Here is a 12948-nt window from a genome sequence, read left to right as displayed (position 1 = left end):
CCACACCGCCATCGGCAAGCTCCCGCCCATCAGCCGGATGCCAAACAACCTGGCTGGGCACTACAGCTAGGCGTCCGGGGCCTCCGACGCCGTATGGCGGGCCGGGGCAACTCAGGCGGCCGAAGATCCTGCGGGCCGTGAGGGTGGAACCGACGAGATACGCCACGCCGGCCGCCGTCCCGACGAGCACCACGAGGACGGTCGAACCGCCGGAGACGGACGCGATGAGCGCGCCGAGCACGCCCGCCGCGAGATCACGGTAGGCGCCGCGGAGCCGGTTCATGCCGGCGATCAGCAGGTGGTCCTCCTGGCTGCCGATCGAGACGCGCAGGAGCGTCAGCGACCCGAGCACCAGGAGCATGGAGGCGAGCCCGATCGCCATCACCCAGAACCCGGCGCCGAGCCCCGTCGCCTGCGCGACGAGCGCGAGCACCACGAGTGACGCCGAGGACACCGTGAGATGGATGCTGATCCGGCTCATGAGCTCGTTCCACAGCATGCCCCGCGTGCCGAGCAGGCTCCAGTGCTCGGTCGCGAGGATCGTGGCCGGGACTGCCGGGAAGGCGGCCGAGGCCTGCGCGGGCGGGGGGCGCCGGCGGTTGCCGGTCGGGGGTGCCGAACAGCGGCGCAACGGCGGCGCGATGTGTGGATCTGCGCCCATGGTCCATGGTGGCGCCGCCCGTACCCGAGAGCCGGAAACCGCGACGAGATCTGTACCAGAAACGCCAGAACCGCGACGAGATGCGTACCCGAAACCGGGAGCGGAGGGGCGGTGTGGAGGGGCCGGGCCGGGCAGGCGCCCGGCCCGGCCCGGCTCAGCCGAGCGGGTGGGACTCGGCCCGCTCGTAGTCGCGCGGCACCACGACCATGGGCACGGGCAGGGCCCGCAGGACCTTGTTCGCCGTGGACCCGAGGAAGAGCTGGTTCTTCTGCGCGAGCCGGCTCGAGCCGATGATGACGAGCTCGCCCTCGAGCCACTCGAGGCTGTCCACCGCTTCCTCGAAGGTGCGGCCGTGCGCCACCTCGACGCTCGCCTCGTGGCCGGCCGGCAGGCGGTGGGCGGCCTCGGTCAGGATGGTGTTCGCGTGGCGGTGCGCGGCGTTGATGTTCTCCCCGGAGTCCCCCCGCTCGTCGAGCTCGACGAGGGAGACGAAGCGGAGCGGCACGTTGCGCCGCCCGGCGGCGATGAGGGCGACGTCGACCGCGGCGTCGGCCCCCTCGCGCCGGCCGATGAACGCCGTGATGCGCTCCACCGGGTCCGTGCGGTGGTACCCGCGGGGAGCGAGGGCGACGGGCACGGGCGAGGCGTGCAGGAGGGCGTTGGCGACCGACCCGACGGTGTAGCGCTTGAAGAGCCCGTTGCTCGCCGCGCCCACCACGATCAGCGCAGCCTCGAACTCCACCGCGGCCTCGATCAGGATTGCGGCGAAGGAGTGGCCGTGGCGCACATGGAAGGCGGCCTCGACATCGGCGGGCACGAGGGCGAGGGCCTGGCGCTGGGCGGTGAGGGTCTGCTGTTCCTCCGGGTGGACCCGCGGCCCATCGGGATTCGCCGCGATGTAGGGGGCGTCCTCCCCCAGCACGAGCATGAGGTCCAGTGTGGCGCCCTGCGCCCGGGCGATCGCGACGGCCAGCGCCACCGAGTCCGCACCCCGCTGGTCCGCCTGGTATCCGACGACATAACGCATGGGCCACCCCTTCACAGGTCGCGTCACGGCAGAAGGCGAGGGCGCCCGGGATCCCGGGCGCCCTCGTCCGGTCTGCAGCTTGGTACGGCAGACTCTACCGGCCCGTCCGCCCCAGGGGCGGCCGTGTCGGGCGGAGGGTCGCGGGGCGACCCGTGCCGCTACGCGACGGAGCGGATGGCGGCCTCGAGCACGTCGAGCCCGTCCGCGAGCAGCTCGTCCGAGATCACGAGCGGGGGCAGGAGGCGGATGACGTTCCCGTACGTGCCGCAGGTGAGGATGATGACGCCTTCCTTGAGGCAGTACTCGGCGATCTTCTTCGTCGCCGCGGCGTCCGGGACCTTCGCGTCGCCGCTGCCGGCCTTGACGAACTCGAGCGCGAGCATGGCACCGCGACCGCGGATGTCGCCGATGATGCCCGCCTCGCCGAGCTCCGCCTGGAGCCTGCCGAGGCGCTCCTTGACGGTGGCCTCGATCTCGCGGGCGCGGCCCCGGAGGTCCTGGGTCTCCATGGTGTCGATCGCGGCGAGCGCCGCGGCGCACGCCACCGGGTTGCCGCCGTAGGTGCCGCCGAGGCCGCCGCCGTGGACGGCATCGAGCAGCTCCGCGCGGCCGGTCACGGCCGAGAGCGGCATGCCGCCGGCGATGCCCTTCGCGGTGGTGACGAGGTCCGGGACCACGCCCTCGTGCTGGACGGCGAACCACTCGCCGGTGCGGGCGAACCCGGACTGGACCTCGTCTGCGATGAAGACGATCCCGTTCTCCTTGGCGAACTCCGCCAGGCGGGGCAGGAAGCCGTCCGCTGGGACGATGAAGCCGCCCTCGCCCTGGATGGGCTCGATGATGATGGCCGCGATCTGGTCTGCGCCGATCTGCTTGCTCATCATGAGGATGGCGCGCTCGGCGGCCTCCTTGCCCGTGATCTGCGGGTTCTCCTCACGGAACGGGTAGCTCATGGGCGCGCGGTAGACCTCGCCGGCGAACGGGCCGAAGCCGTGCTTGTACGGCATGGCCTTCGCGGTGAGGCCCATCGTGAGGTTGGTGCGGCCGTGGTAGGCGTGGTCGAAGGCGACGACGGCCGTGCGGCCGGTGGCGATGCGGGCGATCTTGACGGCGTTCTCGACGGCCTCGGCGCCGGAGTTGAACAGCACGGTGCGCTTGGCGTGCTCGCCGGGGGTGAGCTGGTTGAGCTTCTCGGCCACGGCGACGTAGCCCTCGTAGGGGGACACCATGAAGCACGTGTGGGTGAAGTGCTCGACCTGCTCCTTGACCGCGCCCACGACGGCGGGGTCGGACGCGCCGACGGTGGTCACGGCGATGCCGGAGCCGAGGTCGATGAAGGAGTTGCCGTCGACGTCGTGGATGATGCCGCCGTCGGCGTCCGCGACGTAGACGGGGACGGACGAGGCGACACCCGCGGCGACGGCCTGGGCGCGGCGGGCGGCGAGCTCGAGCGAGCGGGGGCCGGGGAAGTCCGCGAGGACCTTGCGCTTCTGCTCGAGGCGGTACTGGATGTCCATGGCTGGGGTTCCTTTCGTCGGTCCCAACCTAGTGCGAGACACGCCACACGATGAATGGCCGATCGCACGAGGCTTGACGGCGGCTCTCGTGCGATCGGCCAGCCTGCTCCCCTATCATGAGGGGCATGGCTCTGACCCTCGCCGACCTCCTCGCGCACCCCGACCTCGGCCTGCGGCTTGCGGGCTCGGCCACCGCGACGCTCCGCGAAGAGATCCGCTGGGTCGCCGTCACGGAGCTCGAGAATCCGGCGCCGTTCCTCACGGGCGGCGAACTCGTCCTCACCACGGGCGTGCGGCAGCGCACCGCGGCGGAGCAGCGGCGGTTCGTGCGCGTCCTCCAGCGCGCCGGGGCGCTCGGGATCGGCTTCGGCGTGGCCCTCGGGCACGACTCGATCCCGCCCGCGCTCGTCGCCGAGGCCAACCGGTGGGGCGTGCCCGTGGTCGAGGTGCCCTACCGCACCCCGTTCATGGCCATCGGCAAGCTCGTGGCAGACTCGCACTCCGCCGACCACTACGCGAGCCTCGAGCGCCTCATCGCCGCCCACCAGGTCCTCGCCCGCTCGCTCCTGACCGGCGGCGGCCTCCAGGAGCTGCTCCGGCACCTCGGCTCCATGCTCGGCACCGAGCTGATCCTGACCCAGTTCACGGCCCAGCTCTACGCTTCGAGCCCCGAGGCCGGGATGCCGTCGATGGACCGCTGGGTGCCCTTCCCCATCCCCACCGGGCGCCGCGACGCGTGCACCCTGTGGGCGAAGAAGCCCTTCGAGGACACGGGCATCATCTCGTACGCCCAGAACCTGATCAGCATCGAGCTCAGCAACCTCATGAAGCAGCGCCAGGCCCATCGGGCGCTCGCCGGGCAGGTGCTCAACGACGTCGTGCGTGGGACCCTCGATGCGGACGAGGCGTCGCGCCGCCTCGCCGGCACCGGGATCAACTCGACCAAGCGCAACGTGGTGCTGCTCGCCGAGTCTGCCGCGCACCACCGCAACCTCCGCGGCACCACCCTTCCGGCCGCGCTCGACGGCGCGGTCACCGCGACGCTGGACCGGGACCTCGTCGTCGTGGTGGAGGACGACGGCACGCGCGCCCCGGCGCTGGGCCGGGCCCTCTCCGACCACCTCACCGAGGCGGGGATCCACGCGACGATCGGGATCGGGGGCTCCTACACCAAGCCGAACGGCCTCCGGTGGAGCTACTTCGAGGCCAAGGAGGCGGCCGGGCGCGGGCTGGACGTCAACGAGCCCGAGCGCCTGAGCATCACGTCGCTGCTGCTCGCGAGCGAGGACGTCCCGCTCGCCGACATGGCCGGCGAGGCCGTGGGGCCGCTGGTCCGGTTCGACCGGCAGCACGGCTCGGAGCTCGTGCACACGCTCGAGACGTACCTGAACCTCAACGGCTCGGTGGCGCAGGTGGCCGAGCAGCTCAACCTGCATCGGAACACCGTGCGCTACCGGCTGGGACAGATCGCCGAGCTCACCGGGTACGACCCGGCCGTGACCGCCGACCGGGTGCAGCTGTACCTCGCCCTGGCCGTGAAGAAGGTCGCCAAGGCCTGACCCCGTCAGCGGGAGACGGGGGCGCCGTTCGAGATCGCGACCATCTCCTCGCGCGCGACGACCTTGACCCGCTCGCGCGCGACCTCGCCCTTGTGGGTGACCGCGGGCTGGGCGGCGGCGCCGAGGGCCTTCTCGTGCGCGTCGAGGGCGAGCCAGCCCTCCCACGTCGTGTACTGGACGCCGCGGGACTCGAGCAGCTCCCGGACCGAGGCCTCGCTGGGCTCCGAGGCGGCCGGCAGGTCGCCGCGTGCGTCGAGCAGGTGGCCGATGGTCTCGAGCGCGTCGCCCTTGGTGTGGCCGATGAGGCCCACCGGGCCGCGCTTGATCCACCCGGTCGTGTAGACGCCCGGCACGAACTCGCCGTCGGCCCCGAGGACGCGGCCGCCGTCGTTCGGGACGACGCCGCGGCGGTGGTCGAACTCGAGTCCGGGCAGGGCCGAGCCGAAGTACCCGATGGCGCGGTAGACGGCCTGGACGGGGTAGTCCGTGAACTCGCCGGTCCCGCGGACGTTGCCGGTGCCGTCGAGCTCCTGGCGCTCGAACCGGATCCCGGCCACGCGGCCCGGCGTCTCGGGCGAGTCCACGATCTCCACGGGGCTCTGCAGGAAGTGCAGGTGCAGGCGGCGGGACGCGGTGAGCTCGGCGGGGTCCTCGGGCTGCTCGGCGATCCAGTTGGTAAGCGTGCCGACCATGGTCTTGACCTGGTTGTTGGTCTGGATCTCGCGGTCAGAGGCCTCGTCGAACTCGAAGTCCTCCGGGTAGAGCACGATGTCCACATCGTGCGAATGAGAGAGCTCGCGCAGCTCGAGCGGGGTGAACTTCACCTGGGCCGGGCCGCGGCGGCCGAAGACGTGCACGTCCGTGACCGGGCTCGACGCGAGGGCGCGGTAGACGTTGTCCGGGATCTCGGTGACGAGGAGCTCGTCGGCGTGCTTGGACAGGACGCGGGCCACATCGAGCGCGACGTTGCCGTTGCCGATCACCGCGATCTCCTTGGCGTCCAGCGGCCACTCGCGCGGCACGTCCGGGTGGCCGTCGTACCAGGAGACGAAGTCGGCGGCGCCGAAGGACCCGGTCAGCTCGACGCCCGGGATGTTCAGGTCGGCGTCCTTGATGGCGCCGGTGGCGAAGATCACGGCGTCGTAGTGGCGCTGGAGGTCCTCCAGGTTCAGGTCCGTGCCGTAGTCGACGTTCCCGAAGAAGCGGATGTCGCCGCGGTCGAGCACCTTGTGCAGGGCGTTGACGATGCCCTTGATGCGCGGATGGTCCGGGGCCACACCGTAGCGGATGAGCCCGTACGGGGCCGGGTAGCGGTCGAAGAGGTCGATGCTGAGCGTCAGCTCGCCGGCGGCGACGGGGGCGCTCTTGGTGAGCAGGTCTGCGGCGTAGACGCCCGCCGGGCCGGAGCCGATGATGGCGATGCGCAGCGGGCGCTGCTGGGAGTTCGTCACGGGGATTCCTTCTGGCTTCTTCTTCGGGTCTCTAGCGGTTCGTGGAGAGCGAGGCGTGGGCGATGTCCGACGGCGCGTACGGGCTCACGCGGACGACGTCGCCGATCACGATCACGGCGGGATTCGCGACGCCGACGGCGCGGGCCCGATCAACGATCGTACCCACTGTGCCGACGGTGACGCGCTGCTCGGGGGTCCAGCCGCGCTCGACGATCGCGACCGGCGTCGACTCCCCGAGTCCGCGCGAGCGCAGCATCGCCGCGGAGTCCGCGAGGCGGCGCACGCCCATGAGCAGCACGATCGTGTGGTCGGGCCGGGCGGGGAGCTCGGCGAGCTCGTCATGGCCGGTGGCGACGCTGAACCCGGTGGCGAGGCCGCGGTGGGTGACCGGGATCCCGGCGGCGGCGGGCACGGACACGGCGCTCGTGACCCCGGGGACCACCTCGACGTCAACGCCGTGGCGCCGGCAGTACTCGGCCTCCTCGCCGCCGCGGCCCAGGACGTAGGGGTCGCCGCCCTTGAGCCGGACCACGACGTTGCCGGCCTGCGCCTCGCGGACGAGGATCGCGTTGATCTCCTCCTGGGTGGCGGTGTGGGCCCCGGGGGCCTTGCCGACCTCGATGACCCGGGGGCCGCCTGCGGCTGCATCAGGGAGCTCGTCAAGGAGGCCGCGGGGGCCGAGGCGGTCCGCCACGACCACGTCCGCCTCGGCGAGGAGGGTCCGTCCCCGGACGGTGATGAGTCCGGTGTCGCCGGGGCCGCCGCCCACGAGGGCCACGCGCCCGGCGGCGTGCCGGCTCCGGCGCAGCGGGAGCTTCCCGGTGCCCAGCGCGAGCACCACGGCGTCCTTGAGCGCCTTGGCCCGGCGCGGGTCTCCCCCGGCGTTCACCGCGACCGTCACGTCGTCCACCCGGGCCGTGGCGGGGGTCCAGGCCGCAGAGGACTCGTGGTCGGCGGCGTTGACGCACCAGATCCGGCGGTCCTCGGCCTCGGCGGCGACGCGCGCGTCCACCGCCGGCACGCCGGTCGCGGTCTGGACGAACCACACGCGGTCGAGGTCGGCCGTCTCGTAGCCGCGCCGCTCCCAGGCGACGAGCCCCGCATCAGCCAGGCGCACGACGTCGGCCCCCGCCTCGGGTGCCACGACGGTCACCTTCGCGCCGGCGTCGAGCAGGCCCTGGGCCCGGCGGGCGGCGACCTTCCCGCCGCCGACGACGAGGACGTCCCGGCCGAGGAGGCGCAGGGAGGTGGGGTACAGGTCGATGCCGCTCATCGCGTGCCTCCGGTGAGAAGTCCGCGGCGCTGGAGCATGCGCCGCTCGATGGGTCCGAACACGGACAGTTCAATGAGGATGCCGACCGCCAGGATCGTCAGGATGGCGCTCATGACCACGCCCATGTCGCTGAGCGTGCGCCCCTGGTCCAGGAGCGAACCGAGCCCGAACCCGAGCGTGCCGCCCACCGCGATGATCTCCGCGGCCATGAGGGAGCGCCACGAGAACGCCCAGCCCTGCTTGAGCCCGGCCACGTACCCGGGCAGGGCGGCGGGGAGGATGACCTGGAGCGCGAGCTCGGCCCGGGACGCGCCGAGGACCTTCGCGACCGAGCGGTACTGGGGCGGGACCTGGTCGATCCCGGAGATGAGCCCGTTGACGATCGAGGGGATGGCTCCCATGAGCACCACGAAGTACACGGTCGCGTCCGTGAGCCCGAACCAGATGACCGCGGCGGGGACCCACGCGACGGACGGCAGGACCTGCAGGCCGGAGATGAGCGGCCCGAAGGCCCGCCGGAGGGTCTTCACCTGGCCGAGGAGCAGCCCGAGGGGGGTCGCGACGACGACGCTCACGGCGAAGCCGAGCAGGCCGCGCTGGAGGGAGGTCCACACGGCCTCCTGCGCCCTGCCCTCGCTCCACAGCTGCCCGAGCGAGGCGGCGACGTCGAGCGGGCCCGGGACCAGGTCCCGCCGCTTGAGCCCGAGCGTGACGTAGAGCTGCCAGGCGAGGACGAGGAGCACGACGGCGACGAGGGGCAGGAGCACGCGGGAGAGGTCCCGGCTGCGCCGCACGGTGTCCGACTGGAGCTCGTCGAGGCCCGCCTCGATGGCGGCGAGCTCGGCGTCGAGGGACGCCGGCTCGGTGAGGGGGGGGTTACTTGGCATGGCGGGCGATCTCCTGCCGGAGGCGGGCGGTGAGCTCGTTGGCGAGGGCGGCGGACGCGCCGGCGTCGTGCTTCACGGCGTCCGGGACCGGCCACTCCGCGACGACGCGGCCCGGGCGCGAGGAGAGCAGCAGGATGCGCTGGCCCAGCCGGACGGCCTCGCGGACGTTGTGGGTGACGAAGATGATGGTCCGGCCGGTCTCGCGCCAGATCCGGGTGAGCTCCTCGTGGAGCAGGTCGCGGGTGATGGCGTCCAGCGCGGCGAACGGCTCGTCCATGAGGAGCACCTGGCGGTCCTGGGACAGGGCGCGGGCGAGGGCGACCCGCTGGCGCATGCCGCCGGAGAGCTCGTGCGGGCGCTTCTCCGCCGCCTCGCCGAGGCGGACGAGGTCGAGGAGCTCGACGGCGCGCGCGCGCCGCTCGCCCTTGGGCACGCCGCGCAGGCGCAGGGCGAGCTCGATGTTGCCGCGGGCGGTGAGCCACGGGTACAGGGCGGCGTCCTGGAACATGAACGCAGCGCCGTCCGCGGGCACCTCGAGCGCGCCCGCGCTGGGACGTTCGAGGCCGGCGATGATGTTCAGCAGCGTGGACTTGCCGCAGCCCGAGGCGCCCAGGAGCGCGACGAACTCTCCCTGGCCGATCGAGGCGGTGACGCCGTCCAGCACCGGAGGGCCGGCGCCGAAGCGCTTGCCGAGGTTCTCGAGCACCACAGTCATGGCGGGGTCCCTTCTTCTCAGTCCTGGCCCAGGCCGGCGGCGCCGGCCCGGGCGTGGCCCGCGCCCTCCTGGGCGAGGACGGCGTTGAGGGCGCGCAGGTCGAAGAGGCCGTGGAGGTCGGCGGCCTTGGTGACGCCCGCGGTGACGCCGTCGGCGAGGAGCCTGGGGTAGGCGCCCGCGAGCGGGTCGGTGGTGAACGTGATGTTGGCCAGGGCGCGCTCGACCACGTTCGCCGGCAGTCCCGACCCCGCCGCCTTGGCGAGCGCCGCGTTGACGGCCGTGGCCTTCTCGGCGGCGGATGCGTGGTTCAGCCAGTCGACGGCCGCCACGTGGCCCTTGAGCAGGGCCTCGACGGTCTGCGGGTGCGCCGCGGCGAAGGCCCGGTTCACCACGAGGATGGTGGTCGGGAACAGGCCGGGCTTCCCCGTGCCGGTGCCGTCCCACCGGTCCTTCTCGTCCACGAGCACCTTCGCCCCGGCCTGCAGGACGAGGCGGGAGGACCAGGGCTCGGGCAGCCAGGCGCCGTCGATGGTGCCGTCCTGGAAGAGCTTGAGGGTCTGGGCGTTGTCGGTCGGGTTGACCGTGACGTCGCCGCCGCCGTTCGGGCTGGCCTTCAGGCCCTGGGACGCGAGGTAGGCGCGCAGGGCCACGTCCTGGGTGCCGCCGAGCTGGGGCGTGGCGAGGACGGCGCCCCGGAGCTGCTCCGGACTCGTGATGCCGGGCCGGACCACGAGCTGCGCGCCGGCGGCGGCCGCCCCGGCAATCACCGAGAGGGACTCGCCGTGGCTCTGCACGAAGGAGTTGATGGCCGGGCTCGGGCCGAGGTAGGCCGCGTCGATGGCGCCGGCGTTGAGCGCCTCCACCGCCGCGGGGCCCGCGTTGAACACCTGGGTGGTCAGGGAGTCCGTGCCGGCGGCCTTGAGGGCGCCCGCGATCAGTCCGTCCTGGACGCCCACGAGCGCCGGGGCGTGCGTGACGTTGCCGAAGAAGCCGAGGCGCAGCTGCGGTGCGGGGGCCGCGGCGGCGGACGCCGGCGTCGTGCGCTGCTCTCCGCCGGTCACCGCGGCGGCGACCGCGGTGGCCCCGCCGAGGAGGGCGACGGCGACGGCGGCGCCGATCCCGAGCGCGAGGCCGCGGCGTCGCTTCGGTGGGCCTGCGTCGGCGGTGATGCGGATGGTGCCGGGGGTCTTGGTGGTCTCGCTCATGTGCGGGAAGTCCTTGGTCTCGCAGGTCGTCAGGTCTCGGATGGGGCCTACCGACGGGCCCGACATCGGGGCATTCGCACCGTGCGGGAGGAGGTCTGCGGGATCATGCGTTCCAGCATGGACGAGCCTCTGCGGGGCGCCCAAGGGTGAGTTCACGCTCGGTCACGCGGAGTCACCGGGAGTCATGTGGGGGCAGCCACGGCAGGCGCCGCGACATGCAGCGAGGGCGGAGCCTGCGGGGTGCAGGCTCCGCCCTCGGAGCGGCTGAGCGGTCAGCGACGGGCCGTCAGCGGCCGGGCATCAGCGCAGGTCGAAGCGGTCGGCCTCCATGACCTTGGTCCAGGCGGCGACGAAGTCGTCCACGAACTTCTGCCCGGCATCGCGGCTCGCGTACACCTCGGAGAGGGCGCGCAGCTGCGAGTTGGAGCCGAAGACGAGGTCCGCGGCCGTGGCGGTCCACTTGAGCTGGCCGGTCGCGGCGTCGGCGATCTCGTACACGTTCTCCTCGGTCTCCGAGGCCTTCCACCGGGTGCCCGGAGAGAGCAGGTTGACGAAGAAGTCGGTGGTGAGCGCCCCGGGCCGGTCGGTAAGGACGCCGTGGGACGAGCCGCCCACGTTGCCGCCGAGGACCCGCAGGCCGCCCACGAGCACCGTCATCTCCGGTGCCGAGAGGCCGAGCATGTAGGCCTTCTCCACGAGGAGCTTCTCCGCCGGGGTCTTCTCCCCCGGCCGCAGGTAGTTGCGGAACCCGTCCGCGCGCGGCTCGAGATAGCCCACGGACTGGACGTCCGTCTGCTCCTGGGTGGCGTCGGTCCGTCCGGGCCGGAACGGCACGGTCGCCTCGAAGCCGGCGTCACGGGCAGCCTTCTCGACCGCCGCGGCGCCGCCGAGCACGATCAGGTCCGCGAGGGAGACCTTCTTCCCGCCCGTCTGGGCGCCGTTGAACTTCTGCTGGACGCTCTCGAGCGCGCGCAGGGCGGCGTCGAGCTGCTCGGGTTCGTTGGCCTCCCAGCCGCGCTGGGGCTCCAGCCGGATGCGGGCCCCGTTCGCGCCGCCGCGCCCGTCCGTCTTGCGGAAGGTCGAGGCCGAGGCCCAGGCCGTGCGCAGGAGCGTCTCCGCCGGGAGCGCCTCGAGCAGCTGGGCCTTGAGCGCGTCGACGTCCGGCTCGTCCACCAGCTCGTGGTCCACGGCCGGGACGGGGTCCTGCCAGACCTGCGGCTCGGGCACCCAGGGGCCGAGCATGTGCGGGCCCACGGGCCCCATGTCGCGGTGCAGGAGCTTGTACCAGGCCTTCGCGAACGCCTGGGCGAACTCGTCGGGATGCTCGAGGAAGCGGCGGGCGATCTTCTCGTAGGTCGGGTCCACCCGGAGCGCGAGATCGGTGGTGAGCATGGTGGGCCGGTGCTTCTTCTCCGGGTCGAACGCGTCCGGGATGATCTCCGGGGCGTCCTTCGCCACCCACTGCCAGGCCCCGGCGGGGCTCTTGGTCAGCTCCCACTCGTAGCCGAAGAGGATCTCGAAGAACCGGTTGCTCCACTCGGTGGGCCGGTCGGTCCATGTGACCTCGAGGCCCGAGGTGATCGCGTCGGAGCCCTTGCCGCTGCCGTAGTTGCTCAGCCAGCCCAGGCCCTGGGCCTCGAGGTCGGCGCCCTCCGGCTCGGGGCCCACGTGCGCGTCGGCGGGCGCCGCACCGTGGGTCTTGCCGAACGTGTGGCCTCCCGCGATGAGGGCGAGGGTCTCCTCGTCGTTCATCGCCATGCGGCCGAAGGTCTCGCGGATGAACACCGCCGCGGCCGCCGGGTCCGGGTTGCCCTGGGGTCCCTCAGGGTTGACGTAGATGAGGCCCATCTCCGTCGCGCCGACCACGGGCACCATCTCGTCCTTGCTGACGTAGCGGTCGGGGCCGAGCCAGGTGTCCTCGGAGCCCCAGAAGATCTCCTCCGGCTCCCATACGTCCTCGCGGCCGAACGCGAATCCGAACGTCGTAAAGCCCATGGACTCGAGGGCCACGTTGCCGGCGTACACGAGCAGGTCCGCCCAAGAGATCTTCTGGCCGTACTTCTGCTTGACCGGCCAGAGCAGGCGGCGGGCCTTGTCGAGGTTGGCGTTGTCGGGCCAGCTGTTCAGCGGGGCGAAGCGCTGGCTGCCGTCGCCGGCGCCGCCGCGGCCGTCGAACACGCGGTACGTGCCGGCGTCGTGCCAGCTGAGCCGGATCATGAGGCCGCCGTAGTGGCCGAAGTCGGCGGGCCACCAGTCCTGCGGGGTGGTCAGGACCTCGGTGATGTCCTGCTTGAGGGCCTCGAGGTCGAGCGTGGAGAACTCCTCGCGGTAGTTGAAGCCCGCCCCGAGCGGGTTGCCCGCGGGGTGGTGGGCGTGGAGCACCGAGAGGTCGAGCTGGTTCGGCCACCAGTCGGAATTCTTCCGCGGGTGGTCGGTCTTGGCCGTGGGGGCCCCGATGGCGGGATTCTCGCTCTCGCTGCCGCTCGACGTCGCGCTGCCCTGGGCCGCGCTGTCGTGCATCACCGGGCATCCGCCCTGCTGGTTGTCGGTCATCTGCTTCCTTCCTCTCCCGAGGCAGGCCTCGGATTCGGGGCAAACCGGTTACGGTGGGCCTTCGACTGCAGGCGACAGGGCCGGCTCCGGGTGCACGGAC

10 protein-coding genes are annotated in these 12948 nt (G+C 72.6%); 1 reads left to right on the top strand and 9 read right to left on the bottom strand.

Annotated features, from left to right (window positions below; translation table 11 throughout):
• The 3 genes from ACYVKZ_RS19485 to gabT all read right to left on the bottom strand — a co-directional run.
• A partial coding sequence (locus tag ACYVKZ_RS19485) for a hypothetical protein (RefSeq protein WP_460993895.1) occupies positions 1-661 on the bottom strand: 661 nt, incomplete at its 3' end.
• A gap of 154 nt (positions 662-815) precedes the next feature.
• On the bottom strand, positions 816-1688 hold the full coding sequence (locus ACYVKZ_RS19480; protein ID WP_460993893.1) for a universal stress protein: 873 nt from the start codon (positions 1686-1688) through the stop codon (positions 816-818).
• A 158-nt stretch (positions 1689-1846) separates the two neighbouring features.
• Positions 1847-3205: a 4-aminobutyrate--2-oxoglutarate transaminase gene (gene gabT / locus ACYVKZ_RS19475; protein ID WP_460993891.1), complete on the bottom strand. Its 1359-nt coding sequence runs from the start codon at positions 3203-3205 to the stop codon at positions 1847-1849.
• A 125-nt stretch (positions 3206-3330) separates the two neighbouring features.
• On the opposite strand from gabT, the gene ACYVKZ_RS19470 reads away from it, so the two are divergent.
• Positions 3331-4764 carry a PucR family transcriptional regulator gene (locus ACYVKZ_RS19470; protein WP_460993889.1) on the top strand — a complete coding sequence of 478 codons (1434 nt, stop codon included), beginning with the start codon at positions 3331-3333 and terminating at the stop codon, positions 4762-4764.
• 5 nt (positions 4765-4769) lie between these two features.
• Here ACYVKZ_RS19470 and ACYVKZ_RS19465 read toward each other — a convergent pair whose 3' ends face one another.
• From ACYVKZ_RS19465 to katG, 6 genes are all read right to left on the bottom strand, one after another.
• Entirely contained in the window at positions 4770-6221 is a 1452-nt protein-coding gene (locus ACYVKZ_RS19465; RefSeq protein WP_460993922.1) for an FAD-dependent oxidoreductase, read from the bottom strand.
• Positions 6222-6246: 25 nt separating this feature from the next.
• Positions 6247-7488 carry a uroporphyrinogen-III C-methyltransferase gene (gene cobA / locus ACYVKZ_RS19460; protein WP_460993888.1) on the bottom strand — a complete coding sequence of 414 codons (1242 nt, stop codon included), beginning with the start codon at positions 7486-7488 and terminating at the stop codon, positions 6247-6249.
• Entirely contained in the window at positions 7485-8375 is an 891-nt protein-coding gene (locus ACYVKZ_RS19455; protein WP_460993886.1) for an ABC transporter permease, read from the bottom strand. The genes cobA and ACYVKZ_RS19455 overlap by 4 nt, the downstream gene beginning before the upstream one ends.
• Positions 8365-9090, bottom strand: a complete 726-nt coding sequence (locus ACYVKZ_RS19450) for an ABC transporter ATP-binding protein (RefSeq protein ID WP_460993884.1) — start codon at positions 9088-9090, stop codon at positions 8365-8367. Before ACYVKZ_RS19450 ends, ACYVKZ_RS19455 begins: the two co-directional genes overlap by 11 nt.
• 17 nt (positions 9091-9107) lie before the next feature.
• Positions 9108-10295, bottom strand: coding sequence for an ABC transporter substrate-binding protein (locus tag ACYVKZ_RS19445; RefSeq protein ID WP_460993882.1), 1188 nt, complete (start codon positions 10293-10295; stop codon positions 9108-9110).
• A 300-nt stretch (positions 10296-10595) separates the two neighbouring features.
• Positions 10596-12815, bottom strand: a complete 2220-nt coding sequence (gene katG / locus ACYVKZ_RS19440; RefSeq protein WP_460993920.1) for a catalase/peroxidase HPI — start codon at positions 12813-12815, stop codon at positions 10596-10598.
• Between the last annotated feature and the right edge of the window lie 133 nt (positions 12816-12948).

This window comes from Sinomonas soli, assembly GCF_054782415.1.
This window is presented reverse-complemented; position numbering and strand designations above follow the sequence as displayed.

Bases quoted from the DNA above. Each gene is read 5' to 3' on its own strand.
- ACYVKZ_RS19480 (WP_460993893.1), bottom strand. From the start codon at position 1,688: ATGCGTTATGTCGTCGGATACCAGGCGGACCAGCGGGGTGCGGACTCG.
- gabT (WP_460993891.1), bottom strand. From the start codon at position 3,205: ATGGACATCCAGTACCGCCTCGAGCAGAAGCGCAAGGTCCTCGCGGAC.
- ACYVKZ_RS19470 (WP_460993889.1), top strand. From the start codon at position 3,331: ATGGCTCTGACCCTCGCCGACCTCCTCGCGCACCCCGACCTCGGCCTG.
- cobA (WP_460993888.1), bottom strand. From the start codon at position 7,488: ATGAGCGGCATCGACCTGTACCCCACCTCCCTGCGCCTCCTCGGCCGG.
- ACYVKZ_RS19455 (WP_460993886.1), bottom strand. From the start codon at position 8,375: ATGCCAAGTAACCCCCCCCTCACCGAGCCGGCGTCCCTCGACGCCGAG.
- ACYVKZ_RS19450 (WP_460993884.1), bottom strand. From the start codon at position 9,090: ATGACTGTGGTGCTCGAGAACCTCGGCAAGCGCTTCGGCGCCGGCCCT.
- ACYVKZ_RS19445 (WP_460993882.1), bottom strand. From the start codon at position 10,295: ATGAGCGAGACCACCAAGACCCCCGGCACCATCCGCATCACCGCCGAC.
- katG (WP_460993920.1), bottom strand. From the start codon at position 12,815: ATGCACGACAGCGCGGCCCAGGGCAGCGCGACGTCGAGCGGCAGCGAG.